Origin of the sequence: Methylobacterium sp. 2A (assembly GCF_009806555.1) — a bacterium.
GTDB lineage: Bacteria > Pseudomonadota > Alphaproteobacteria > Rhizobiales > Beijerinckiaceae > Methylobacterium.
The window spans coordinates 60,074-82,764 of record NZ_VUOK01000060.1; the positions used below are offsets into that span (position 1 = coordinate 60,074).

The 22,691-nt window shown below is 70.0% G+C and carries 27 protein-coding genes; 7 read left to right on the plus strand and 20 right to left on the minus strand.

Annotation, left to right across the window (positions count from 1 at the left end):
• Positions 1 to 64: 64 nt before the first annotated feature.
• The 6 genes from FVE89_RS26710 to FVE89_RS26735 all read right to left on the minus strand — a co-directional run bounded on the left by FVE89_RS26710 (position 65) and on the right by FVE89_RS26735 (position 7,657).
• The gene (locus tag FVE89_RS26710; RefSeq protein ID WP_161393178.1) at positions 65 to 928 is read right to left on the minus strand and encodes a WecB/TagA/CpsF family glycosyltransferase; all 864 of its coding nucleotides are present in this window, start codon (positions 926 to 928) and stop codon (positions 65 to 67) included.
• A complete protein-coding gene (locus FVE89_RS26715; RefSeq protein WP_342389826.1) occupies positions 921 to 2,348 on the minus strand; it encodes a GumC family protein in 1,428 nt (475 codons plus the stop codon). The genes FVE89_RS26710 and FVE89_RS26715 overlap by 8 nt, the downstream gene beginning before the upstream one ends.
• 312 nt (positions 2,349 to 2,660) lie before the next feature.
• Positions 2,661 to 3,788: a glycosyltransferase gene (locus tag FVE89_RS26720; RefSeq protein WP_161393180.1), complete on the minus strand. Its 1,128-nt coding sequence runs from the start codon at positions 3,786 to 3,788 to the stop codon at positions 2,661 to 2,663.
• The gene (locus FVE89_RS26725; protein WP_161393181.1) at positions 3,785 to 5,764 is read right to left on the minus strand and encodes a glycosyltransferase; all 1,980 of its coding nucleotides are present in this window, start codon (positions 5,762 to 5,764) and stop codon (positions 3,785 to 3,787) included. The genes FVE89_RS26720 and FVE89_RS26725 overlap by 4 nt, the downstream gene beginning before the upstream one ends.
• Positions 5,765 to 5,855: 91 nt before the next feature.
• Positions 5,856 to 6,902, minus strand: coding sequence for a selenide, water dikinase SelD (gene selD / locus FVE89_RS26730; RefSeq protein ID WP_161393182.1), 1,047 nt, complete (start codon positions 6,900 to 6,902; stop codon positions 5,856 to 5,858).
• Between the two features lie 35 nt (positions 6,903 to 6,937).
• Positions 6,938 to 7,657: a cytochrome c biogenesis protein CcdA gene (locus FVE89_RS26735; RefSeq protein WP_161393183.1), complete on the minus strand. Its 720-nt coding sequence runs from the start codon at positions 7,655 to 7,657 to the stop codon at positions 6,938 to 6,940.
• Positions 7,658 to 7,825: 168 nt separating this feature from the next.
• Here FVE89_RS26735 and FVE89_RS26740 point away from each other — a divergent pair, with 168 nt between their 5' ends.
• From FVE89_RS26740 to FVE89_RS30710, 3 genes are all read left to right on the plus strand, one after another.
• Entirely contained in the window at positions 7,826 to 8,335 is a 510-nt protein-coding gene (locus tag FVE89_RS26740; RefSeq protein WP_161393184.1) for a metallophosphoesterase, read from the plus strand.
• Positions 8,336 to 8,461: 126 nt separating this feature from the next.
• The gene (locus FVE89_RS26745) at positions 8,462 to 8,785 is read left to right on the plus strand and encodes a hypothetical protein (RefSeq protein ID WP_161393185.1); all 324 of its coding nucleotides are present in this window, start codon (positions 8,462 to 8,464) and stop codon (positions 8,783 to 8,785) included.
• Between the two features lie 88 nt (positions 8,786 to 8,873).
• On the plus strand, positions 8,874 to 9,014 hold the full coding sequence (locus FVE89_RS30710; protein ID WP_202131100.1) for a hypothetical protein: 141 nt from the start codon (positions 8,874 to 8,876) through the stop codon (positions 9,012 to 9,014).
• Here FVE89_RS30710 and FVE89_RS26750 read toward each other — a convergent pair whose 3' ends face one another.
• Positions 9,015 to 9,260 carry a hypothetical protein gene (locus FVE89_RS26750; RefSeq protein WP_161393186.1) on the minus strand — a complete coding sequence of 82 codons (246 nt, stop codon included), beginning with the start codon at positions 9,258 to 9,260 and terminating at the stop codon, positions 9,015 to 9,017.
• Between the two features lie 166 nt (positions 9,261 to 9,426).
• Here FVE89_RS26750 and flaF point away from each other — a divergent pair, with 166 nt between their 5' ends.
• The gene (flaF, locus tag FVE89_RS26755; RefSeq protein ID WP_161393187.1) at positions 9,427 to 9,798 is read left to right on the plus strand and encodes a flagellar biosynthesis regulator FlaF; all 372 of its coding nucleotides are present in this window, start codon (positions 9,427 to 9,429) and stop codon (positions 9,796 to 9,798) included.
• 14 nt (positions 9,799 to 9,812) lie between these two features.
• Here the strand turns inward: flaF and FVE89_RS26760 are convergent, their stop codons facing one another.
• On the minus strand, positions 9,813 to 10,226 hold the full coding sequence (locus FVE89_RS26760; protein WP_161393188.1) for a flagellar biosynthesis repressor FlbT: 414 nt from the start codon (positions 10,224 to 10,226) through the stop codon (positions 9,813 to 9,815).
• Between the two features lie 245 nt (positions 10,227 to 10,471).
• Between FVE89_RS26760 and FVE89_RS26765 the strand changes: the two genes are divergently transcribed.
• Positions 10,472 to 11,248 carry an SDR family oxidoreductase gene (locus FVE89_RS26765; RefSeq protein WP_161393189.1) on the plus strand — a complete coding sequence of 259 codons (777 nt, stop codon included), beginning with the start codon at positions 10,472 to 10,474 and terminating at the stop codon, positions 11,246 to 11,248.
• 127 nt (positions 11,249 to 11,375) lie between these two features.
• Here the strand turns inward: FVE89_RS26765 and FVE89_RS26770 are convergent, their stop codons facing one another.
• From FVE89_RS26770 to FVE89_RS26790, 5 genes are all read right to left on the minus strand, one after another.
• Positions 11,376 to 11,606 carry a hypothetical protein gene (locus tag FVE89_RS26770; RefSeq protein ID WP_161393190.1) on the minus strand — a complete coding sequence of 77 codons (231 nt, stop codon included), beginning with the start codon at positions 11,604 to 11,606 and terminating at the stop codon, positions 11,376 to 11,378.
• 222 nt (positions 11,607 to 11,828) lie between these two features.
• Positions 11,829 to 12,080: a molybdopterin converting factor subunit 1 gene (moaD, locus tag FVE89_RS26775; protein ID WP_161393191.1), complete on the minus strand. Its 252-nt coding sequence runs from the start codon at positions 12,078 to 12,080 to the stop codon at positions 11,829 to 11,831.
• 11 nt (positions 12,081 to 12,091) lie between these two features.
• Positions 12,092 to 12,691, minus strand: a complete 600-nt coding sequence (gene pgsA / locus FVE89_RS26780; protein WP_202131123.1) for a CDP-diacylglycerol--glycerol-3-phosphate 3-phosphatidyltransferase — start codon at positions 12,689 to 12,691, stop codon at positions 12,092 to 12,094.
• A 73-nt stretch (positions 12,692 to 12,764) separates the two neighbouring features.
• Entirely contained in the window at positions 12,765 to 14,825 is a 2,061-nt protein-coding gene (gene uvrC, locus FVE89_RS26785; RefSeq protein WP_161393193.1) for an excinuclease ABC subunit UvrC, read from the minus strand.
• A gap of 80 nt (positions 14,826 to 14,905) precedes the next feature.
• A complete protein-coding gene (locus FVE89_RS26790) occupies positions 14,906 to 15,622 on the minus strand; it encodes a protein phosphatase CheZ (protein ID WP_161393377.1) in 717 nt (238 codons plus the stop codon).
• A 289-nt stretch (positions 15,623 to 15,911) separates the two neighbouring features.
• Between FVE89_RS26790 and FVE89_RS26795 the strand changes: the two genes are divergently transcribed.
• Positions 15,912 to 16,700 (plus strand): L,D-transpeptidase, encoded by a 789-nt coding sequence (locus tag FVE89_RS26795; RefSeq protein WP_161393194.1) that lies wholly within the window; start codon positions 15,912 to 15,914, stop codon positions 16,698 to 16,700.
• 92 nt (positions 16,701 to 16,792) lie between these two features.
• On the opposite strand, the gene FVE89_RS26800 is transcribed toward FVE89_RS26795, so the two are convergent.
• The 3 genes from FVE89_RS26800 to pgeF all read right to left on the minus strand — a co-directional run bounded on the left by FVE89_RS26800 (position 16,793) and on the right by pgeF (position 19,650).
• On the minus strand, positions 16,793 to 17,545 hold the full coding sequence (locus FVE89_RS26800) for a DUF2076 domain-containing protein (protein WP_161393195.1): 753 nt from the start codon (positions 17,543 to 17,545) through the stop codon (positions 16,793 to 16,795).
• A 215-nt stretch (positions 17,546 to 17,760) separates the two neighbouring features.
• Positions 17,761 to 18,597, minus strand: coding sequence for a porin family protein (locus FVE89_RS26805; protein ID WP_161393196.1), 837 nt, complete (start codon positions 18,595 to 18,597; stop codon positions 17,761 to 17,763).
• 282 nt (positions 18,598 to 18,879) lie between these two features.
• Positions 18,880 to 19,650, minus strand: a complete 771-nt coding sequence (pgeF, locus tag FVE89_RS26810) for a peptidoglycan editing factor PgeF (protein WP_161393378.1) — start codon at positions 19,648 to 19,650, stop codon at positions 18,880 to 18,882.
• Positions 19,651 to 19,795: 145 nt separating this feature from the next.
• On the opposite strand from pgeF, the gene FVE89_RS26815 reads away from it, so the two are divergent.
• Positions 19,796 to 19,993 carry a fibronectin-attachment protein (FAP) gene (locus FVE89_RS26815; protein WP_161393197.1) on the plus strand — a complete coding sequence of 66 codons (198 nt, stop codon included), beginning with the start codon at positions 19,796 to 19,798 and terminating at the stop codon, positions 19,991 to 19,993.
• A gap of 12 nt (positions 19,994 to 20,005) precedes the next feature.
• On the opposite strand, the gene FVE89_RS26820 is transcribed toward FVE89_RS26815, so the two are convergent.
• The 4 genes from FVE89_RS26820 to FVE89_RS26835 all read right to left on the minus strand — a co-directional run bounded on the left by FVE89_RS26820 (position 20,006) and on the right by FVE89_RS26835 (position 22,667).
• On the minus strand, positions 20,006 to 21,076 hold the full coding sequence (locus FVE89_RS26820; RefSeq protein ID WP_348644740.1) for an SAM-dependent methyltransferase: 1,071 nt from the start codon (positions 21,074 to 21,076) through the stop codon (positions 20,006 to 20,008).
• On the minus strand, positions 21,073 to 21,975 hold the full coding sequence (gene lgt / locus FVE89_RS26825; protein WP_161393198.1) for a prolipoprotein diacylglyceryl transferase: 903 nt from the start codon (positions 21,973 to 21,975) through the stop codon (positions 21,073 to 21,075). Before lgt ends, FVE89_RS26820 begins: the two co-directional genes overlap by 4 nt.
• Before the next feature lie 65 nt (positions 21,976 to 22,040).
• Positions 22,041 to 22,343 (minus strand): type II toxin-antitoxin system VapC family toxin, encoded by a 303-nt coding sequence (locus FVE89_RS26830; protein WP_342389828.1) that lies wholly within the window; start codon positions 22,341 to 22,343, stop codon positions 22,041 to 22,043.
• Between the two features lie 78 nt (positions 22,344 to 22,421).
• On the minus strand, positions 22,422 to 22,667 hold the full coding sequence (locus FVE89_RS26835; protein WP_342389829.1) for a type II toxin-antitoxin system prevent-host-death family antitoxin: 246 nt from the start codon (positions 22,665 to 22,667) through the stop codon (positions 22,422 to 22,424).
• Positions 22,668 to 22,691 lie beyond the last annotated feature (24 nt).

Here is a 22,691-nt window from a genome sequence, read left to right on the forward strand (position 1 = left end):
CCCGGACAGGGGCAGGAGGCTGCGTGGAGCGCCCTGGTTCGGCCTCCGGAGCTTTGGACCCGCCTCAGCCGCCGCGATCCACGATCCGGCCCCGGGCGACGATGCCGATGAAGCGCCAGGACTTGATGAAGTAGCGGCGAAACAGCCGCCGCGGCGCCTGGAGGAACCGGAAGATCCATTCGAGGCCCAGGCGCTGCATCAGGCCCGGGGCCCGCGACAGGTATCCCGCCGCCACGTTCAGCGCATCGCCGATGCAGAACACGACTGGGTTGCCCAGCGCCGACCGATGCCGGTCGATCCAGATCTCCGATTTGGGCGCCCCGACGCCCATGACCAGCAGCGTCGTCCCATGCGCCCGGATCCGCGCCGCGAGGTCCCGGCTGTACTCCCGGTCGGTTTCGAAGCCGAAGGGCGGGACGGCGCTCGCCACCGCTCCCGCCGGCAGACCCTTGGCCCGCAACCGGGCCGCCAGCGCGTCCGCCGCGTCCTGGCGCGCCGAGACCAGGAAGATCCGCCGGGCGAAGGCGGGCGGGTCGGCCAGCACGCAGTCCAGCAGATCGTGGCCGGTCACCCGGTGGACCGGCCGACGGCAGGCTGCCCGCGCCAGCCAGACCAGCGGCATCCCGTCGAGGGTCCGCGCCGCCGCGCGGTCATAGGCGTCCCGGAAGGCCGGATCCGTGCTGAGCTGGACGATGTGATCGACATTGGCCGTCACGATCATCCGGGGGCCGTCGTCGCGCCGGGCCGCCACCGCGGCCACGATCGATTCGGCACTGCCGGTCTGGAAGCGCAGGCCGAACAGCTCGACGGACGCGCCCGGCAGGGCCGATCCGGGGAGCAGGGTGGCGGGCAACCGGACGGTGCGCGCCTCCCGGGGAAGCGGGTCTGCCGCATCCAGGTCGAGTCGGAGCCGCCCGAGATCACGCATCGGCGGCTCGGAAGCTTGCGGCGGGGCGCGGAGCGGCACGCTGCGAACGGCGTCGATCGCTGTCGGCGCCGAGCGCCAGGGCGATGCCGCCGCCCATGAGCAGACCGAGCACGAGGGCCAGCGGCAGGACGATTTTCGGCGAGGGCGGGAAGGTCCGCTGGCGGGCGGGGGTCGCCGCCGAGATGATCCGTACGTTGGTGGTGTCGAGCCGCTCCTGCTCGCTCGCCTCGCGGGCGCGCTTCAGATAGGCCTCGTACACGCCCCGGCGCGCTTCGAGCGTCCGCTCCAGCTCGCGCAGGCCGACATAGGCCCGGTCGCTGGAGGCCGTCTCGGTCTTGACCCGGTCGAGATTGGCCCGGATCGCGGCTTCGCTGGCGGCGGCCCGGTCGTAATCCTTCTGGGTCGTGTCGATGATCCGCTCCTTCTCGCGCTGGATCAGGCGCTGGAGGTCGCGCTGCTGAGCGTATTGCTCGGCCATGGCCGGGTGGCGCTCGCCGAGCCGGGTCGCGAGCTCGGCGGTGTTGCGGGAGAGCGTGGCGTATTGCTGGCGCAGCGCCTGCATCTCCAGCGATTGCAGCATCTCGGGGAGCGCGGTGCTCGGATCCGAGGACCGCATCCGGCGTGCCTGATCGAGCCGCGCCTTCGCCTCTGCGGTCTTGATCGAGGCGGTCACGAGTTGCTGGTTCAGGTCGCCGAGCTGCTGATCGGTGAGCAGGCGCCCGCTCGAAGCCACGAGCTTGTGCACCTCACGGTAGCGGACCACCGCGTCCTCGGCCTGCTCGACGTCGCGCTTCAGGCTGGCGAGGCGACCCGCCAGGGCATCCGAGGCGCGGCGGGCGGTGTCGGTCCGCGCGGCGGCTTCCTCGGCGAAGTAGGCGTCGCCGATGGCGTTGGCGATTCGCGCGGCCTTCTCGGGGTCGCGGGACTGGACGGAGACGTCGATCACGAAGGTCCGCTCGGCCCGGCGGACGCTGAGGCGGTTCTGGAGCGTGTCGAGGGCGATGTTGACCGGGTTCCGGCTGGCGGGCGGGGGCAGCATGCCGAGCGCCCCCTTGATCCCGTTGAGCGTCGCGTTGTTGCCGTCCGGCAGCACGAACTCGTCGTCCTGATCGAGGTGAAGCTTGGCGATCACCCGGCGCAGGACGTTGTCGGACTGGATCACCCGCACCTGGCTCTCGGCGATGGAGACGCCGCTATCGGCCTGCGGCTGGCGGGCGTTCACGTCGTTCTCGACGACGCGCAGGTCGCTTGGATCGACGAGGATCTGGATGCTGGAGGTGTAGCGCGGCGGGATCAGGCCGAGCAGCGCCACCGCAACCGCCACCATGAACAGGGCGCTCAGCACGATGAAGCTGCGCCCGCGCCAGAGGCGGCGCAGGATGACCTTCGGGTCGTTGCGGGATGCGACGTCCGGAAGCACGATCCGGACGGGTTGCTCACCGCTTATTCGTGTCGAGAAGTCGAACATACGCCTCGCTCCCTGACCTTTTGGGACGGACTGGTCGCCCACCGTCCCCGTCATCCTGTTCCCGTTCCGGTCAGCTGTGTGCCGATTCGGTACAGGACCACGCCGAGGGCAGTGCCTTGGATGATACGTCAGCAATCGGCGTACCGCCAAAGTACTCTCGTCGTGATCCGAGGGCCGCGACTTGGAGCCTGTAGATCGCCTCCTTTGGAGAGGGGATCAACTGTCACTCCTTGACGGCGAGAAAAGCCATCGCCCAGCCGCAGACTACGTACGAAAGTCGGCGGCGCCCTGCACCGCAACCGTCGAATCCACAGCCTCGTAGGCTGCGGGATCACCCGCGAGGAACCGGTGGAAGCGTGCCCCGTCCTCGGCCGCCGCGGCGTTCCAGCGCGCTACGTTGTCCCGGCTGGCCGCAGCCGCCCGGGCGAGGCCGCTCCCGGCGAGCCAATCGGTCAGCGCGCGCGCTGCGGCCTCCGGCGCTTCCGGGCGGATCAGCAAACCGGACCGGCCCAGCACCTCGCGGAACACGGCGTCGTCCGGTGCCACAACCGGTAGACCGCCGTGCTGCACCTCCAGCAGGGGCAGGCCGAGCCCCTCCGCCTTCGAGGTCGAAAGCAGCAGGTGGCACGACGCCACGAGGCTGCGCAGCTCGGCGTCCGAGAGATAGCCGTGCCGGTGCAGGAAGGGCGCGGGATCGTCCAGGAAGGCGTGCCGGCCCCAGCCGACCCGGCCCACGAGGTGCAGTTCCGCCGGCATGCCGGCCCGGATCAGCGCCGCCGTGAGGGCGAGGGCGGCCGGGTAGTTCTTCCGCGGCTCGATGGTCCCGATGGCGAGGATGCGCAGCGTGCCACCCGGTATGAGGGAGGCCGGCCCCGGCAGGTCGGCGAGCCCGAACGCGTCGCGCACCGGCGGCCGCAGCAGCGCGACCCGGGCCCGGGGGGCGCAGACGGCACGCACCGCCTCGCCGGTGGTCCGGCTGTTGACGAACAGGTTCGGGCACCAGCGCAGGGCCAGGGCGAAGCTCGGGCTCATGTAGAGCCGGCTGCGCAGGCTCAGATCCTCCGGCCGGGTCACGAGGAAGGTGTCGTGCACGTAGAGCAGGCAGCGCTCGGCCGCGAGCGCGCAGAGCGGACCCGGCGGGAAGCCCGGGAACAGGAAGAGCGCGTCCCGGTCCCGCAACGCGTGCAGGGGCAGACCGAGGTGCTGCGCCGCGATCATGCCCGGCAGCGATCCGCCGGTGACTATCCGGACCGCGTGGGGCGCGAGCTTGTCCGGGGCGAACAAGTCGAGGGTGACCCGCTCGATCCCGGTGACGTGGCCGCGCAGATGCGTCTGGTCGAGATAGATCCGCCGGGTTCGGCCGGCGGTCGCGTCGTCAGACCGCGTCGTCACGGCAGGCTCCGGTGCAGGCGGCCCGCGAGATAGAGGCAGCGGCGCACGAGGAGGGGCATCCGGCGCCCGAGGACCATCTGCTTGGCCCGCCGCAGCCGGCGCACGAAGGGCCGCGAGGCCGCCGGTACGGTTCCGACCGTGCCCGCCCGCCGCACGGCCGCGAAGGGGAAATGGCCGAGCATCGCGGGCTCGAAGCGCGGCCGCGTCGTGGCGTCCCTCAGCCCGTGCCGCCGGAAGACGGCCTCCAGCGACAGGGCTGCGGCGGCCGGGCTGAAGCGGCTCTCCAGGGCGATCCGCGCGAAGGCGCCGAGCCGCGTGCGCGCCTCGGGATCATCGATCAGCGCCGCAAGGGCCTCCGCGAGGGCGCCGGGCTTCAGGGGCACGAGGCGGCCCGAAACGCCGTCGATCACCGCGGAGGCCAGCCCGGAGGTGCGGTAGGCCAGGGTCGGCACGCCGCACAGGCCGGCCTCGATCGGCGTCTGCCCGAGGGTCTCGTGGCGGCTCGCCGTGACGTGGAGGTCGCACGCGCCATACCATGTGGCGAGCGTCTCCTCGTCGGCGATCAGCCCCGGCGCGAACAGGTTGGCGATGCCGAGCCGGGCCGGATCGTCGAGCCGGCCGATCGCCACGACGCCTACGCCCGGGCGTGCCACCGCCCGGAGCGCGTCGCGCAGGTCGTGAAACCCCTTGTCGGGGCCGTCCACGATCACCGCGGAGATCAGGATCAGCACGTCGTCGGGCGGCAGGCCGAGCCGGCGGCGCAAAGCCGCGCGATCGCCCGGTCGGAACACGCCGGTCGGGAAGGCGAGCCGGATCGGCTCCGCCACCGTGCCCGGCGGCGCCAACTCCCGGGCGCGCGCCAGCGTCCAGTCGGAATTGGCGAGGAGCCACGGAGCCGCGGGGCCGGCCAGGGCCGCACGCTTGCGGGCGTGCATGCCGGCGATCCGACGCGGGGCGAGCTGCGGGTACTCGTCCGGACCCGGGCAGGCGGCGTCGCAGCCGATCACGGCGCGGCCGCAATCCCGCGGATGGCAGCAGCGGCCGGTGAGCGGAAACAAGTCATGCAGGACGAGGGCGACCGGGCCGTGCCGCCGCAGGCGGTCGACCACGTCGAGGCTGCGGGTCGCGCCGTGCAGGTTGCCGGCGAGGACGAGGTCGGGCGCAGCCGCCAGGATCGCGGCCTCGGCCACCGGAAAGGTGTCGGTCCACTCGGCCGCCTCGGGGCGATCGCTCAGGGTGACGGGAGTCAGGCGGTGGCCCGCGAGGCCGAGCGCCTCGGCGAGCCGCCGCTGCGCCACGCCGGCCCCGCCCTGCGTGCCGGTCCCGGTGAGCGAGACGATGGACAGGCCGTCCGCAGGGGCCGGAGCCGCCGCCAGCTTATGGAGCAGCACCGGGCGGCCGATGGTCCGGCGGGCCTCCTCCGGGAGCACCGACCACGCCGCGGCGGCATCGAGCCTCCCGTCGGCGCCGAGCGCGGCGCGCGGATCGAGGCTCCCGCGTGCCCAGAGCACCCCGCTGCCCGTGACGGCGGACCCGCCCGGTTCATCCGCGAAAGCCGGGCTGTCGAGGGAATGGACCGCCCTGTCGAACAGGACGCGCAGGCCCGCCACCGCGGCTGCCCCCGTCAGTACCGCTTCGAGGGCCGATGCGGCCAGCGCACCGGGGGCGAGGAGATCGCCGGCATCGAGCCAAAGCAGGTGATCGATGCCCGGATCGGCCAGGATCCGCGCGACAGCCGAATGCGCGTCCCGAGACGCGACGAGGTCGTGCCGGAGCTCCGCATAATCCTGGCGCAGGACTGAAGCGACGGTCTCGCCGAGCAGCGCGTCGGCCTCGACCACGGTGATGATGCGGATCCGCGGCCAGGGCCGCCCGTCCGGCAGCGCGGCGGGCCGGGCCGGGCCGATGACGGCCGGGCCGAATGGCCAGCCGGCGATGCCGTGGGCGGGCGGCGAGGGGGCTGGGGCTTCGGTCAAGGCGGCTCGGGTATCGTGTTGCGGCTGCACCCTGGACGCGAATGTTGAAGATTGCCTCTCGCGCTTTGGCCCTGACCGAGGCGTCGGGCCGTCAGCCCACCACGTGGATCCGCGCGGGTCCCGCCTCCATCCGGCCGATTCGGGCGGCGGCCGGGTAGCCGGCGTCGTGGATGCGGGCCAGGATGGCCTCGGCCCGGTCGGCCGCGCAGGTCACCAGAAGGCCGCCGGAGGTCTGCGGGTCGGTGAGCAGGTGGCGGCGCCAATCCGGGAGATCGGCGGGCAGGTCGATCTCCGCGCCGAACGCGGCCCAGTTGCGGTGCGAGGCGCCGGTGACGCAGCCCTCCTGCGCCAGCGCCGCCGCCCGCGGCAGAAGCGGCAGGGCATCCGCCTCGAGCCGGAAGGTCAGGCCGGCGCCCCGGGCGAGTTCGAGGCCGTGGCCGAGGATGCCGAAGCCGGTCACGTCGGTCAGCGCGTGGACGGCGGGCTCGGCTGCGAGCTCCGGGCCGATCCGGTTCAGCAGGGTGGTGGTGGCGATGAAATCCCGGTAGCCGCCCTCGTCCAGCTTTTCGCGCTTGATCGCCGCCGAGTAGACGCCGACCCCGAGGGCCTTGGTCAGGATGACCGCGTCGCCGGCCAGCGCGTCGGCGTTGCGCCGCACCGCCTCCCGGCGGCAGGTGCCGATCACCGCGAGCCCGTAGATCGGCTCGGGCGCGTCGATCGAGTGGCCGCCCGCCACGGGGATTCCGGCCTCGGCGCAGATCTCGGCGCCGCCCCGGAGGATCCGGGCCACCACCTCGGGCTCGATCTTGCCGAGCGGCATGCCCAGGATCGCGAGGGCCAGGATCGGCCGGCCGCCCATGGCGTAGACGTCCGAGATGGCGTTCGTCGCCGCGATCCGGCCGAAATCGACCGGATCGTCCACCATCGGGGTGAAGAAGTCGGTGGTGGCGATCACGCAGGTGCCGTCGTCGAGTTCCCACACCGCGGCATCGTCGGAGGTCTCGTTGCCGACGAGCAGGCGCTCGAACGGGCCTGCGGCCGGCTGCGCAGCCAGCAGCTGGCGCAGAATTGCCGGGTCGAGCTTGCAGCCGCAGCCGCCGCCATGGGCGAGGCTCGAGAGGCGGGGGACATCGGTCATGACTGAACTCCGGTCCGGATGGCGCGACCCCTCAATCAGTAGCGCGTCGTGACCGCGTTGAGCCAGTCCGGCGAGGCCGCCACGATGGCCGACTCTGCGCGCTTGTCGAGGCCGCTCAGCACCAGCAGACCCAGCACGATGAGCAGGAGGCCCAGACCGGCTTTCGCGGTCCGGCCGGCCGCCGCGAGCCCGCCGCGCCAGCGCATCAGCGCCTCGCGGGAGGCGAAGCCCAGCAGCATCAGCGGCAGCGCGGCGCCGATCCCGAAGGCCAGCATCGTCAGGGCGACGCTGCCCAGATGCTGGCCGCGCGCCGCCATCAGCGAGGCGGCGCCGAGGGTCGGGCCGACACAGGGGCTCCAGGCCGCGCCCAGCAGGAGGCCCACGGTGAACTGGCCGGAGAGGCCGCCTGTCCCGACGCCGCCGAAGCGCTCCTCGGCCCAGGCGCCGACTGGACCCGCCGCGGTCGCGACCCGGGCCTGGAGCCGCGGCAGCACCAGCACGATCCCCACCCCAACCATCAGGATCGCGCCGACGGAGCGGAACACGTCGCCGTCGAGCCCGATGGCGAAGCCCACGGTCGCCACGAAGAGACCGATCGCCGTGAAAGCGATCGCCAGCCCGGCCGCCAGGGCCAAAGGACCGAGCCGGTGCTCCGCCGCCGCGGTCCCGAGGACGATCGGCACCAGCGGCAGCACGCACGGCGACAGCACCGATAGCAGCCCGGCCAGGAACGCGAAGGCGACCGTCCCGAGCATCGTCCGCATCCTCCCGCACCATCGTTCCTTATGCGCAGGCTTCACCGTCGGCGGATGCGCCGTCAACGCGCCCGCGCGTCACGGCTTCGTGGGAACCTCCCGGCCCGCTCGGCGCTTCGGCGCCCAGCCGGACACGGAAAGCAGGCTGGCCTCACGCGGAGCCGAACGGTGACCATCTTCTTCACGGGCGACACGCATTTCGGCGACACGCGGGTGCTGCGCTTCGACCACAGGCCCTATCCGGACCTTGAGGCCCACGATGCCGGCCTGATCGCCGCCTGGAACGAGACGGTCGCTCCCGGCGACACCGTCTGGCACCTCGGCGATTTCGCTCTCGGCCCGAGCGGTGCGCGGATCCGCGAGATCCTCGACGGGCTCAACGGCGAGAAGCACCTGATCGTCGGCAACAATGACGGACCCGACACCCTGGGGGCGCCCGGCTGGTCCTCGGTGCGCCACTACGCGGAGTTCGCCGTCGAGGGCCGGATGGTGGTGCTCTGCCATTACGCGTTCCGCACGTGGAACGGGATGAGCAAAGGTGCCCTCAACCTGCACGGACATAGCCACGGCAAGCTCAAGCCGATGCCGAAGCAGTACGATGTCGGTGTCGATCCAATGGGGCCGGCGCCGGTGGCGCTCCCCACTATCCTCAGCTCACGCTTGCGGGGGAAGCACTGATTTCGGCCGGAACCTTCACCACAGCTTCACCGTTTTTGCCCACAGAGAAGGGGTGGTCCTGCACCGCCCCGAGAAACCCGGCAGTGCCCGTTCGGCCTGTCCATCAACGCGTACGTGAGTGTTCCCGTGAGAGCCAGTTCGGCTACTCTTCTTCGCTGCCTCGCCAGCCCGCTGGCCGGCCTCGCCCTGACCTCCTCGGCCCTGGCCCTGCCAGCCTGCCTGGAGGCCCAGCGCAAGGTCGATGAGGCGAACGCCCTGCGCTTCCAGGCACGCCAGGAGGCGCGGCTCGGCAACCACGACCGTGTCTGCGACACGCTCGACGAAGTCGGTGACCGCTACGAGGACGCCCGTGACGCATTCGAGCGATGCGGCGAGGGTGTCGTAGCGATCGACCTGCGGAGCGAGCTGCGCGGCCTGCGGATCGCCAGGAAAATCAATCGCTGCGACTGATCGGGTGCGCCTCCGCACTTCGAGCTGCCCGCTCCCGCAGCAACGTCCCGTCATGCGCGACGCAGGTCGCCCACAAGGTTTTTCGCCGATGACCCCTGTGACCCTGTCGACCGAGATCGAGCCGTCCGCCGCCGTCCGGACCGGTCCGTCCTTCGCCGCTGCCCTGTGCGGCTTCGTCAGCACGACCGTCGCGACGACGATGCTGCTGGTCCTGCTCGGCGCGCTCTGATTACGGCGCGACCGACCAGAAGCGCTGGCGGTTGAACAGGATTTCCTGCGCCACGCCCTTCGGAGCCGCTTCCGGGCGCCGATTGCAATCCGGCTCCGGCGCCTTGGGTGCCGCCGCCAAGGCTAATGGTGCCGGGGCCGGTTTCAGCCCGAGGCGTGCCTGAACCTCCGGCTGGCGCGCGGCTGCGATCGTCAGCACGCAGGCGATGAGGCCGCCAGCCACGGTTCCGAGGAAGAAATTCAGCATTGTTGACGTGATCCGGGACCGGTTTCTGAGGCCACATCGCGTGGTCGTTGTCCAACCCGGCGTTATCATGGCCGACCCGACGCTCACGCAGTCTTAACTCCTGATCTGCGATAGCTACGGGCAAGCCTGCCTGCCGGCAGGACTGATGACGGGGTCTGCACCGCCGATGAACATCGCCGCCAATGCTTATGCCAGAACCGCCCAAAGCGCGCTGACGCCCCGCGAAGCCGAATCCCAGCTGCTGCTGAAGGCCGCGCAACGCCTGATCGGCGCCGGTCAGGCGCTCGCCGCAGGGGAGAGCGCCCGAATCAACGATGCGTTGTCCTACAATCAGCGGGTGTGGACGCTGCTGAGCACGGAGGCCACCGCCGAGCAGAACCCGCTTCCCGCGGATGTGAAGCAGGGTGTCGGGCGCCTCGGCGCCTACGTGCTGAACACTTGCCTCGACGCGATGATCGCTCCGACGCCGGAGAAGATCGCCACGCTCGTGTCGATCAACAACCACGTGGCAGCAGGCCTGCAGGGCAATCCCGGCTGAGGCGGGCTCGGCTCCTACGGAGCCTCCGCGGCGACCGGATGATCCGTCCCGGGCATCCGGACCGCGCTCTCCCACTCGACCAGTTTGCGGCTCAGCTTGAGTGCCCGATAGTATTCGCCGGCCTCGACCTGCTCGGCGATCGCCGCGATCTGGGGCGCCGCCGCCGGAGCCTGCCGGATCAGGTCGGTGGCTTGGCGGAAGAACAGGTCGATGCCCTTTGCCGGATCGTCGGCCAGATAGATCACCGTCAGCGTCAGGTGGAGCTGCTTGCAGGCCGTGTCGGCCTCGCTCTCCGTGATGATCTCACTCTCACGCAGAAACTTGCATTGTGTCTCGATCAGGAATGTCGAGCGGCGTTCGCCGTTGCGCAGCAGGGCACCGTTGATGATCAGCCGCTCGTACGGCTTGAGTTCCAGACGCAGGGGCATCGCGCTGTCCTTTCTGGAGCGCTGACCGCCGTCGCTCGGAATCCGGCGAGGAGCGCGCGTCGAAGCAGTGGCCTGGAGCCACGCCGGATCGCGACGCGGTCCAAGGCGACTCGGGATGTCGCCCTGTTGTGTTTGAGCAACCGTTAACGTTTCACGAACTCCCGCGCCGGCCACGTTGCGGACCGAGGCCGAACTGGATAAAACTCAGACAAATCGTGCTTTGCTCTGAGGGTGGAAACCGTTCGATGCCGACATTGTCTGACGGTCGCGCGCTCTATCCGAGCCTCCGGGACAAGCGCGTGCTGGTGACCGGCGGCGCCTCCGGCATCGGGGAGGGGCTTGTCGAGGCGTTCGTGGCCCAGGGTGCCCGGGTCGTCTTCTGCGACATCGCGGACGAGGCGGCGGCTGCGCTGGTTGCGCGTCTCTCGCCGCGCGCCGCGCACGCGCCGCTCTACCGCCGCTGTGATCTCACCGACGTGGAGGCGGTCCGCCGTTTCGTGGCCGAGGCCGAGACGACCCTGGGTGGCCTGGACGTGCTGGTGAACAATGCCGGCAACGACGATCGGCACAGCCTCGAGGACGTCACGCCCGCCTACTGGGATGACCGGATGGCGGTGAACCTGCGGCACCTGTTCTTCGCCGCCCAGGCGGCCGTGCCGGCGATGCGGCGGGCCGGGGGTGGGGTGATCCTGAACTTCGGGTCGATCAGCTGGCACCTGGGCTCGAAGAACATGCCGGTCTACCAGACCGCCAAGGCCGCGATCGAGGGGATGACCCGCGCGCTCGCCCGCGACCTCGGCCGCGACGGCATCCGGGTGGTGGCGATCGTGCCCGGCAACGTCCAGACCCCGCGGCAGGAAAAATGGTACACGCCCGAGGGCGAGGCGGAGATCGTCGCGGCGCAGTGCCTCGACGGGCGGATCCAGCCGGCCGACGTCGCCGCCCTGGTCCTGTTCCTGGCCTCGGATGATGCCCGCATGTGCACCGGCCACGGCTACTTCGTGGATGCCGGCTGGCGCTGATTGCAGGTTGCACCGGCTGCGTTGCGAACGATTGGGCGCCGGATCTCCGTACGCGAGCCGGCCTTCCGGCTGCACAGTCCTCATCTCGGGCGCCGGGCGGGAGGCCGCACCGGCGCCTGGCCGTACCTCAGTCGCACGATTCCTTCTTGACCGTCTTGGAATCACCCATGTCGTTCTCCTTGCGCACCGTCTTGGTGACGCAGCCGTCGCCATGGTCGTGGACCGTGACGGATTTCGACTCGGAGGCGGGGCGATCGACGACGACGGCGGGCCGGTCGCGCTCGATAACCGTGGTCTGAGCCTGCGCGGACGCGCAGACACTCAACAGGGCAGCGGTGGCAATCAGTGCGATGCGCATTCTGGGGCTCCAGTACCGGAATTCGGTACCGAATAACGGCAATCCCAGCTTGAGCGTTCCGCTGCCTGGACGGCCCATGAAACGGACCGAACCCGTAAGAAACTTGGCTCGGTCCGCGCGCCGTTCGGCTTGAGGGACAGCCGGAGCGACCACTCTAGTGGGGCTCGGGCCAGGGTCGGCGCAAGTCCGCGAAAACTACCTGCGCCGAGACCCGGGAAGCCCTCAGCCGCCCGTCATCGGGGGGAAGAACGCGATCTCGCGCGCGCCCGCGATCGCCGCGTCCGGCTTGGCATGAACCCGGTCGATGGCGGCGCGCACCACGCCGGGCTCCTCGAAGGCGTGGACGTATTCCTCGCCGCGACCCCGGAGCCACGTCACCAGATCGGCCACGGTGGCGACCGTCGCCGGCGGCGTCAGCTCCTCCTCGGGGCGACCGATCCGCTCGCGGACCCAGGCGAAATAGACGAGCTTCATCGGATCACATCTCAGCGCGGGTCGTCGATGACGTGCTTGATCCCGGCCCGCATGTAGTCCCAGCCGGTCCAGATCGTCAGCGCGGCGGCGAGCCACAGCAGCGCGAGACCGATCCGCTCCGTCCCCGGCAGCACCGTCTCGCCGGCCGGGCCGGCCACGAGGAAGCCCAGGGCGACGAGCTGCACGGTCGTCTTCCACTTGGCGATCCTGCTCACCGGCACGCCGACCTTCAGCTCGGCCAGATACTCCCGCAGGCCCGAGACCAGCACCTCCCGGCACAGGATCACGATCGCCGCCCAGACGCTGGAGCCGACGATCGTGTGATCGGCCGCCAGCATCAGCAGGCAGGCCGAGACGAGGAGCTTGTCGGCGATCGGGTCGAGCATCCGGCCGAGCGCCGAGCTCTGGTGGTAAGTACGCGCGACGTACCCGTCCAGGTAGTCGGTGATCGCGGCCGCCACGAACACCCCCAGCGCCGTCCACCGGGCGGTGTGGGATTCGGGCCAGAACAGCAGCGCGACCATCACCGGCACCGCGACGAGGCGCCCGTAGGTCAGGCAGTTCGCGAGCGTCCAGGCCGGCGACCGTCGTCGGGGTAGGACGGCGTTCATCGCCGCGGTGAAATCAGAGCGCGGCGCAGGCGTCAACGCCTCGGTGTCCGACTTGGCCATGGCGGCGGGATTCTCAGGCGCCGGCATGGAAGAAGTCGTAGACCGCCCGTGCGGTGGCGGCGTTCACGCCCGGGGTCTTGGCCAGATCCTCGAAGGCGGCGCGCTCGATCGCCTTGACGGTTCCGAAATGGTGCAGCAGCGCACGCTTGCGGCTCGGGCCGATGCCGGCGATCTCGTCCAGGGGATTCTTCACCATCTCACGCTTGCGCTTGGCCCGGTGGCTTCCAATGGCGAAGCGGTGCGCCTCGTCGCGGAGTCGCTGCACGAAGTAGAGCGTCGGATCGCGCGGCGGAAGCTTGAAGGGCGGCCGGCCGGGGACGAAAAACGTCTCGCGTCCGGCGTCCCGGTCGCGGCCCTTGGCGACTCCGACCAGGGGCACGTCCGTCACGCCGACCGCGTCGAGGGCCGCCCGTGCGGCGTCGAGCTGCCCCTTGCCGCCGTCGATGAGCACGAGGTCGGGCCAGGCCGGGAAGGATTCGCTCTCCTCGGCCGGAACGGGCTCGGGCGCGCCGCCCTCCGCGGCGGCGACCTCCGCCTCCCGGGCGGTGCGCGGCGCCTCCTTCACCAGCCGCTTGAAGCGGCGCTGCAGCACCTCGCGCATCATGCCGAAATCGTCCCCCGGGGTGAGCTCCTCGTTCTTGATGTTGAACGTGCGGTAATGCGTCTTCATGAAACCCGTAGGGCCGGCGACGATCATGCCGCCGACCGCGTTCGTGCCCATGATGTGCGAGTTGTCGTAGACCTCGATCCGGCGCGGCGCCTTCTCCATGCCGAAGGCCTGACCCAGGGCCGCGAGCAGCTTGCCCTGGGAGGCCGTGTCGGCGAGCCGCCGGGCCAAAGCCTCCTTGGCGTTGCGCTGGGCGTAATCGACGAGGTTCTTCCGCTCCCCCCGGAGCGGTCGATGGATCTCGACGCGGTAATCGACCCGGCTCGACAGGGCGGCGGCCACGAGTTCGGCATCCTCGATCGCGTGGCTGGTCAGCACGATGCGCGGCGCCGGCTTGTCGTCGTAGAACTGGCCGATGAACGAGCCCAGGACCTCGTCGGGCGTCATGGTCCGGTCGGCCTTCGGGAAATAGGCCCGGTTGCCCCAGTTCTGGAAGTTCCGAAAGAAGAACACCTCGATGCAGAACTGGCCGGCCTGCTCGTCGAGGGCGAAAACATCCGCCTCCTCGACGCCCTGGGTGTTGACGCCCTGCACCCCCTGGATCGCCGAGAGCGCGGCGATCCGGTCCCGGTAGCGGGCGGCGCGCTCGAACTCGAGAGCCTCGGAGGCCTCCTGCATCTCGGCCCGCATCCGGTCCTTCACGGCGTTCGACTTGCCGGCGAGGAACGCCCGGGCCGAATCCGCCATGGCGGCATAATCCTCCTGGGCGATCTCGCCCGTGCAGGGGCCGGAGCAGCGCTTGATCTGATAGAGCAGGCAGGGCCGGGTGCGGTTCTCGTAATAACTGTCGGTGCAGGTGCGCAGCAGGAAGGCGCGCTGCAGGGCGTTGACCGTCCGGTTGACCGCCCAGACGCTGGCGAACGGCCCGTAATAATTGCCCTTCCGGCGCCTTGCGCCGCGATGCTTGACGATCTGCGGGGCGGGCCCGTCGGCGGTGACCAGGATGTAGGGGAACGACTTGTCGTCCCGCATCAGCACGTTGAAGCGGGGCTTCAGCTGCTTGATCAGGTTGGCTTCGAGCAGCAGCGCTTCGGTCTCGGTCGCGGTGGTGACGAACTCCATCGCCGCCGTCTGCGAGATCATCCGGGCGATGCGGTTCGAATGGGCCTGCCCGCGGGCGTAGGAGCCGACCCGGGCCTTCAGGTTCTTGGCCTTGCCGACGTAGAGGACGTCGCCGCGATGGTCGAACATCCGGTACACGCCGGGCGAGGCCGGCAGGGTCGACCAGAAGCGGCGGATTACCTCGGTTCCGGCTTCGACGGCGCCCGGCTCGAAGTCGAAGTCGATTTCGGCCGCCGTATCCTCCGGCAGCGTGGCCTCAGACTCGTCGGCGGGCTCCTCCCGCTCGGCGTCGCGGCCGTCGTCGAACGTGTCGGGGGGCAGGTCTGAGAGGGCTCTGCGGCTCATCCCGCAGATTTAAGCCTTCCCGCCCCCGAGCGGGACGGGGGCAGAGAATAAATTTGGTCGGCCGCCCGGCGGGCGCCGAGTCAATCGAACAGCGAGTCGATGTCGCTCTGGTCGACGTGGCCGATATCGTGGTCGAGCTTCGGCCCGTTGAGCAGGCTGCTCTCGTCGTCCAGCGAGCTCGGCGTCGCCGGCATGACGGCGATCAGCTCCTTGAAGCTATCCAGCTCCGACCATGTGTCGATGAGCCGGTCGAGGTGCTCCTCGATGAACTTCATCACGCCGACGATCTTGTTGATCCGCTGGCCGGTCAGATCCTGGAAGTTGCAGGCCTCGTAGGCCGTGATCACCCGTTCGAGAATCACATCGACATGCTGCTTCATGCCCGGCGGCAGCGTGGCTGCATTGAGCATGCCGGCATGGGTCTCGATCTCTTCGACCGCGCCGAGGAGCTGCGTCGTGGCCCGCTCGGTCGAATCGACCACGGCATCGAGCTCATCGGCCGCCCGGCGCATACCCTTGCCGCTGTACTCGGTGCGGTGGAGGGTCGCCAGCTCCGACTTGGTCCGGGTGATGGCTTCCTTCATCACGTCGAGCTCGGAGCGCATCGCCAGCGCCTCGTGCAGATCGCGCCGGCAGGCTTCGATGGTCTCGCTGGCACTCATCTGCGTGACGCGGCGCAGGTCCTGGATCGCGGAGAAGATCTCCTCCAGGCGCTCGTTCGATGCGGGCGCGGCCGAGGGCGGCGGCGCTGCGGGAATCCCGAGGCTGTCTTCGATGCGGTAGCGCTTCTGAGTCATCATCCGGGACGTCGACGTTCGGGGTGCCTGTTCGCAACTGTCTAACATATCGGTTGACGGACTGTGACTGCCAAGCTGGCATCAGACCGCATCGCGGGCCCGGCACCGGCGGGTTTCACGCGCAAGCGGCATCGCGGCCACTTTACCGCGGATTCATGATGCCTTCCGCCGACAGGGGAGGGATCGGAGGCGCACCGGGATTCACCATGTTCGTTCACCTGATTCGGGGACAGCCGGCCCGATCGTTCCGGCGCCGGGGATGAGAGCCGGGGTTCTGGAGCAGGGTACGATGCGCGGTTCGATCCGACTGTGTCTCTCGGCGGCGGCAATCGCCTCGCTCTGGGGCGTGCCCGCCCAGGCCCAGCAGGCACGCTACGCCGAAGGCGGGTACGGCGGCGGGCTGATCGAGTATCTCGTCACCGGCAACGCCGGGCGCGACGGCCGGAGCTGGCCGCAGCGCTCCGTACAGCCGCAGCGGGTTATGGCTCCGCAGCGCGTCGAAGCCTATAGCGGCGAATTGCTGCCGGCCGAGCCGGAGCCGATGCAGGCCTATCCGGCGCAAGCCTACGGTTCGCCGCAGCTGTCGGCCTATGGCGCGGTGCCGACCGATCCCAGCCGGATCGCCCGCGCGGTTTCCCCCGAATACCAGCGCCAGGAAGTGGCGTTCACCGGGCGGCAGAGGCCCGGGACCATCGTGATCGACACCGCCGGCAAGCACCTCTACCTCGTGCAGCCAGGCCAGCGCGCTCTGCGCTACGGCATCGGGGTGGGCCGGCCGGGTTTTGCCTGGAGCGGCCTCAAGACCGTCAGCCGCAAGGCCGAATGGCCGGACTGGACGCCGCCGCCCGAGATGCTGGCCCGCCGCCCCGATCTGCCGCGCCATATGGCGGGCGGCCCGGCGAATCCGCTCGGAGCGCGGGCTCTCTATCTCGGCTCGTCGCTGTACCGGATCCACGGGACGAATGAGCCCGGCACGATCGGCCAGTCGGTCTCGTCGGGCTGCATCCGGATGATGAACGACGACGTGGTGGATCTCTACGAGCGCGTTCCGGTGGGCACGCGCGTCGAGGTCCTGTGACGGCGCAGCCGTCGCCGTCGCCTCTGTCGTCAACGGGAAGGCCCGGCCGTGTCTGAGCACGGCCGGGCCTTCCGCTTGGATCGATTGGCCGATCAGGTCCAATCGCTGTCGTCGCCGCCACCCATGTCGCCGCCGAAATCGCCGCCCGGATCGCTGTAGCCCGCGTCCTGGAAGCCACCCAGGTCGCTGCCGCTGTTGTCCAGGGCCGCGCCGAGATCCTGGTTGCCGCCGTCACCGTAGTAGTTGTTGACGATCGTCTCGCCCCCACCGCCGCCCAGCCCCGCCGCCGCGGCGCTGCCGAGGCTGGAATGGCCGCCCGCGAAGGCGTTCGAGAGGGCGCTGCCGAGCAGCATGCCGCCCGCCGCGCCGGCCGCCATCGGGAGCGCCGAGGCGAGGAAGCCGCCGCCGCGCGCCGGAGCCTGCGGCTGGCCGCCCCAGGGGCCGCCCTGCTGCGGATAACCCTGCTGCGGGTAGCCCTGCTGCGGGTAACCCTGCGGAGGGGCGCCCGCATTGCCCCAGGGCTGGCCGGCCGGTCGCTGTTGCGCGTAGCCCGGCTGCGGTTCCTGGCGCTGGCTGCCGCCCCCGAAGATGCTCGACAGGAAACCACCGCCGCCCGAGGACTGGGCTTGCGCACCCTGGCTGCGCGCCTGCTCGAGCTGCTGGTTCAGGCTCTTGATCGCCTCTTCCTGCACGTAGATCAGCTGCGCCATCGCGTAGGGCGCGTAGGGCTGCGCGCGGATCTTGTCGGCGATGAAGCGCTCGGCCTCCGCGTCGCGGGGCTGAGACTGCGCCTTCTCCAGACGCTGGAAGATGCCCGAAATGACGTCGCGTTCTTCGCTGTTCATGGAGTCGTCCTCCTCGAATCTTACCCGCGGGCCCGAACGCGCCGCATGGCGGCTACGACATGGGAGCGCGGTGACGCTTTGTCAGGGGCCCTGTCCAAAACTTCATTTGATCCCGCCGACATGCGAGAAGCCCGGCTTGCGGCCGGGCTTCTCATGCGTAGCAAACCTGAGTTCTTCGAGGGGCCGGCGCGTTCGTTGGCGCGCCGGCCTCGATCTCAGTACGAGCCGAACTTGTAGTTCAGGCCGGCGCGGACGACGGCGAACTCGTCGGAGCGGCGGCCGACGCCGCTGTAGACGACCGGGAAGTTGTTGGCGGCGTTGATGACGAACGCGCCCTGGTTGCGGTTGTTGTGGTCGAGGTTGACGTACAGGCCTTCGACCTTGAGCGTCACGGCCGAGGAGCGGAAGAAGTTCAGGAACGAGTCGGTGGGGAGCGCGTACTCGATGCCGCCGCCGACCGCGTAGCCGGTGCGGAAGCTGTCGTTGCCGGCGTAGCCGCCGAACGAGCGATCCGAGGAGCCCGAGCCGTAGGCGAAGCCGCCGGTGCCGTACACGAGGGTGCGGTCGAAGGCGTAGCCGAGGCGGCCGCGCACGGTGCCGAAGTAGTCGAGGCTCGACAGGCCGCGCGGGTCGGTGACGTAGTAGCCCGGAGCGACGGCGCCGCTGATGAAGGCGTTGTTCCGGTTGCGCCCGAAGTCGAGGTACTGGGCGTCGGCCTCGATGCCGATGACCACGCCGGAGCCCGGGGTGAACTGGTAGTTGTAGCCGATCTGGGCGCCGCCCGAGAAGCCGTCCTGGCTGCGGTCGCGGAAGGTGGCGACGGTGCCGGGGGCGGCGTAGGGGAAGGGCACGCCGAAGCTCGAGCCGGTCGAGCGGCTGGAGGCGTCGAAGGCGTAGCCGGCGTTGATACCGAAGTAGGCGCCGGTCCAGGTGAAGACCGGGACGGGGGTGAACACGGGCGGCGGGGCGGCCCGGCGCGGCAGGTCGGCGGCCGAGGCGGCGCCGGTCAGGAGAGCCGTGGCGGCGCTCGCGAGAAGAAGCTTCTTGATCATCGGGTCCTCACGGGTCGCTCAGTGCCGACCGCGCGCGGCCGGCGACAGAACATGGATCGGGTTGCGTTCCAGCGGTTCCAGGGCTGCTTTGCGCTCCGCGGTGTCACCGACCGCTTCCGCGGCCCCTTGTGGCAACCCGCCGTTTTTCCCCGGCACCTTGACCCCACAACGCGCTCGAATTGCCAAGGTTCAGTTACGGCCACGCTTTTTCACAGGCTCGAAGATCGACAAATTGTCGCACCCCCTTCCCGGTTCCGGCCAAGCTGCCCGAATCGCCTTGCGTCAGGCCACGAGTGCGATGGCGGAGATCAGCCTGCCGTAATCCGCCTCGCCGCGATGGGTAGCCCGGCGATAGCTGTAGAAACGCTCGGCATCGGCATAGGTGCAGAGATCCAAAGTTGCGGCCTTGCTCACCTCGGCCTCGGCGAGCCGGGCCAGGATGAAGCCGGGCAGGTCGAACTGAGCGTGATCCGGCCGCGTGCCTGGGCCGAGGAATCGATCCATGCCCCCGGCCTCGCTGCGGAAGCGCGCGATGAAATCCGGGCCGACCTCATAGGACGGTTGGCTGATCGTGGGTCCGAGCACCGCCACGATCCGGTGCCGCCGGGCGCCCAAGGCTTCCATGGCCGTCACCGTGGCCTCGATCACCCCGGTCAGCGCACCCTTCCAGCCCGCATGGGCCGCGCCGATCACGCCCTCGGCAGGATCGGCGAACAGGATCGGCCCACAATCTGCCGTCGCGATGCCGAGGGCCAGACCCTCCACCCGCGTGACCATGGCATCCGCGCGCGGGCGCTCCGCAGGTGCGAACGGCGCCTCGACGGTGACGGCCTCGGCCGAGTGGATCTGATACAGGCTCACGAGGCGGTCGGCCGCCAGGCCGAGCTTGGCGCTCATCCGCGCCCGGTTCTCGGCGACGTTCGCCGGCACATCCCGAGAGCCGAGACCCCCGTTCAAGGCGGCATAGTCGCCCTCCGAGACGCCGCCGAGGCGGGTGAAAAAGGCGTGGCGGATGCCCGCGCATGCGGAGAGGTCCGGCGCTTCGATCAACATGCCTTCCGTCACGGTCAAGCCTCCACGCGTACCGGGCCCCGCCGCGATAGCGCATGGGCTGCCCCTTGACGATGTCGTTCAGACGTCAGATTCTTGCTGCATTGCAATATGAGGCCGATCCGGCCTCAATCCGAGAAGGATCGCAATGTCGCAAGGGATCGACTCCGACGCCCTGATGGACGCCCCCAAGCCGGTGGCCGAAGCGCCCCGCGCCCCGAATACGCCCGCGCATCCCGTCACCGGCGAGCCCGGCGCCTTTGATCCGAACGATCTGAACCCGCCGGCACCTCCGAGCCCGCGTCCGGCGAGCCAGACGGATTCCGGCTTCGGCTCGTTCGGCTGAACAGACCCGGCCTTACGATGCCGGAAAACCCGGGAGCGGCCCCAGATGCGGGCCGCTCACCGCCAGAACCTTGAACAGGCTCCCCATTCCGGTCGGCCCGGGATCCGTGAGCCGCGCGACAGCTCCGTCGATGTCGGCGGCCTGAGCCGCTGTGGCGCGGGCTTTCAGACGATCCGCGCGCTGGCGCAGGCCGAGGCTCAGCAGGAAGTCGCCCTGGTTAACCGGTCCGGAGACCTGGGCGCCCGCACCCGAAGCCGCTGTGGCGAGAGCGGCGAAATCGACATGATGCGTCAAATCGGCCTCGCCGGGCGCCGCCAGCGGATCGGCGAAGCCATGTCGCGCCATCGCCTGGAGCGTGTCGCCGAAGCCGGGGCGGGCGTGACCGTAATCGAGGATCAGCAGGACGCCGCCCGTCGTGCGGACGCGCTCGGCCAGCGCACGGATGAGGGCGAGCCCCGCACTTGGCACGCTCAGCAGGGCACCCTCCGGTCCCTCGGCGTCCAGCCCCGGGGTCGGCTCCGGCGCGAGCCCGAAGGTGAAGCGGCCCTGCGCGTCGAGGCCGACCTGACGCGCGTGCCAGCCCCCCGATCCCCGCACGAACTGGAGCACCGGCAGGCAGTCGAAAAATTCGTTGGCCAGGATGATCGCGGGTCCCTGCGGCAGGGTCTCCACGCCGTCGTGCCAGACCGCTCCCGCACCGGTGAGCGCGCGCTCCTGAACGGCCCGCAGAACCGGGCTGGTCTCGACGAGGTGCGGTGCGACGCGTGACCGCGGCGCGGCGGCGCGCAGCGCCCGCAGGGCATCGGCCATCAGCGTCCCGCGGCCCGGGCCGAGTTCGACCAGGACCAGCGGATCCGGTTGCCCCATAAGACCGTGGACGTAGGCGGCCCAGGCGCCGATCAGCTCACCGAAGATCTGGCTGATCTCGGGTGCCGTCGTGAAATCGCCCTGCGCGCCCAGGGGATCGCGGGTGCGGTAGTAACCGTGGACCGGATGGCCCAGGCAGAGCGCCATGTAGCGATCGACGCCGATCGGCCCGTTCTGGCGGATCAGCGCGGCGATCTCCGCGGCGAGCGGCGTCACGCCCCGACCGGCGCTTTGCGCGCCTCCTCGGAGGCCGGTGCCTCGACCGGGTGGCGCGGGCGCGTCCGGCCGGTCGCCGCGAGCACGATGTAGGTGAGGCCGACGATCATCATCGGCACGCAGAGCAGCATGCCCATGGTGACGCCGCCGCCCATGGGCCCGAGATGATCGCCGAACAGGAAGCCGAGCTGGCGATCCGGCTCGCGGAAGAACTCACAGAACGTCCGGGCCAGCGCGTAGCCGAGGACGAAGATCCCGCCGAGCAGCCCCGGCCTGCGGAAGCCGAAGCGGCGGACGCTGATCGCCATGACGATGAACAGCAGCAGGCCCTCGGTCGCCGCCTCGTAGAGCTGGCTGGGGTGACGGGGCAGGGGGCCGCCGCTCGGGAACACGATCGCGTAGGGGAAGTCGGGCGCCACGCGGCCCCAGAGTTCGCCGTTCACGAAGTTGGCGATGCGCCCGAAGAACAGGCCGATCGGCACGACCACGGCGCCGATATCGAGCAGCGTGTAGCCGTTGAGCCCCTTGGACCGGGCGAACAGCAGGAAGGCCAGGATCGCCCCGAGGAACCCGCCGTGGAACGACATGCCGCCGTTGCGGATCGCCAGGATCTCCCACGGATCGGCGATGTACATCGGCAGATTGTAGAACAGCACGTAGCCGATCCGCCCGCCCAGCACGACGCCGAGCGCGACCCAGACGACGAGGTCGTCGATATCGACCACCTGCGGGCGCTTCACCACGCCCCAGAGGCTGTCGGCCATGACGAGGCGGCGCGCGTAATACCAGCCGCCGATCAGGCCGGTGATGTAGGCGAGCGCGTACCATTTGATCGTGATCGGCCCGATCGCGATGGCCACCGGATCGATGGCCGGAAAGGGCAGGGCGAGGAGCGGCATCGGTCTCACCTCCGGGGCGGCCGGATTGGACGCCGGAGGGGCGGCGCGTCAAGCCCGATGGCAGATTACCAGATGCGTTGCACGATCCCGTCGAAGACCGCATCTGCGGAGATCAGAGGATAGGCGTAGTGAAGTGCCGTGGCGGCGATGAGGCGATCGAACGGATCACGATGCTGCCACTCCATGAGACTGCCGGACAGGCAGACGGCCGGCTCAAGCGCAGCGACCCGGCCACCCTGCCGATCCAACAGGGAAACGAGTTGATCGGCGTAGGCAGCCATTTCGGGCCATTTGCCGAGCCGCACCTTCTGCGCAATCTCGAAGAACGAGATAGGGCTGACCTCAACCGCATCCGCTGCCGCAATCACCGAGCGTGCTCGTGTGGAAAGCCGCGGGTCGGCGGGTCAAGCTCCAGGCCCAGGTATGTGTATCGAGGAGGACCGCGCTCAAAGCCCACCTTCCCAGAGCGACCGTTCGTCCTCAGGCATCGGCTCCAGCCAATCCGGCCCGCTTCCAAGGGCTTGGCTCGGTAGGATGCCGATCCGGAACGGAGTCGCGGAGATGGGAACGATCCGGGCCACCGGGCGGTCCGCCTGCGAGAGGACGACGTCCTCACCCTGTGCGGCAGCTTTGATGAGCTGCGGAAGTTGGCCTTCGGCGGCCTCAATGCTGATGCGCATGGCGGCGGGCACTTTCGGATTCGGCAGGGAGCTTAC

Coding starts and splice junctions, on each gene's coding strand:
- FVE89_RS26710 (WP_161393178.1), bottom strand. CDS start 928: ATGCGTGATCTCGGGCGGCTCCGACTCGACCTGGATGCGGCAGACCCG.
- selD (WP_161393182.1), bottom strand. CDS start 6,902: ATGACCGATGTCCCCCGCCTCTCGAGCCTCGCCCATGGCGGCGGCTGC.
- FVE89_RS26735 (WP_161393183.1), bottom strand. CDS start 7,657: ATGCTCGGGACGGTCGCCTTCGCGTTCCTGGCCGGGCTGCTATCGGTG.
- FVE89_RS30710 (WP_202131100.1), top strand. CDS start 8,874: ATGACCCCTGTGACCCTGTCGACCGAGATCGAGCCGTCCGCCGCCGTC.
- FVE89_RS26750 (WP_161393186.1), bottom strand. CDS start 9,260: ATGCTGAATTTCTTCCTCGGAACCGTGGCTGGCGGCCTCATCGCCTGC.
- flaF (WP_161393187.1), top strand. CDS start 9,427: ATGAACATCGCCGCCAATGCTTATGCCAGAACCGCCCAAAGCGCGCTG.
- FVE89_RS26760 (WP_161393188.1), bottom strand. CDS start 10,226: ATGCCCCTGCGTCTGGAACTCAAGCCGTACGAGCGGCTGATCATCAAC.
- FVE89_RS26765 (WP_161393189.1), top strand. CDS start 10,472: ATGCCGACATTGTCTGACGGTCGCGCGCTCTATCCGAGCCTCCGGGAC.
- FVE89_RS26770 (WP_161393190.1), bottom strand. CDS start 11,606: ATGCGCATCGCACTGATTGCCACCGCTGCCCTGTTGAGTGTCTGCGCG.
- moaD (WP_161393191.1), bottom strand. CDS start 12,080: ATGAAGCTCGTCTATTTCGCCTGGGTCCGCGAGCGGATCGGTCGCCCC.
- pgsA (WP_202131123.1), bottom strand. CDS start 12,691: ATGAACGCCGTCCTACCCCGACGACGGTCGCCGGCCTGGACGCTCGCG.
- uvrC (WP_161393193.1), bottom strand. CDS start 14,825: ATGAGCCGCAGAGCCCTCTCAGACCTGCCCCCCGACACGTTCGACGAC.
- FVE89_RS26790 (WP_161393377.1), bottom strand. CDS start 15,622: ATGACTCAGAAGCGCTACCGCATCGAAGACAGCCTCGGGATTCCCGCA.
- FVE89_RS26795 (WP_161393194.1), top strand. CDS start 15,912: ATGCGCGGTTCGATCCGACTGTGTCTCTCGGCGGCGGCAATCGCCTCG.
- FVE89_RS26800 (WP_161393195.1), bottom strand. CDS start 17,545: ATGAACAGCGAAGAACGCGACGTCATTTCGGGCATCTTCCAGCGTCTG.
- FVE89_RS26805 (WP_161393196.1), bottom strand. CDS start 18,597: ATGATCAAGAAGCTTCTTCTCGCGAGCGCCGCCACGGCTCTCCTGACC.
- pgeF (WP_161393378.1), bottom strand. CDS start 19,650: ATGTTGATCGAAGCGCCGGACCTCTCCGCATGCGCGGGCATCCGCCAC.
- FVE89_RS26815 (WP_161393197.1), top strand. CDS start 19,796: ATGTCGCAAGGGATCGACTCCGACGCCCTGATGGACGCCCCCAAGCCG.
- lgt (WP_161393198.1), bottom strand. CDS start 21,975: ATGCCGCTCCTCGCCCTGCCCTTTCCGGCCATCGATCCGGTGGCCATC.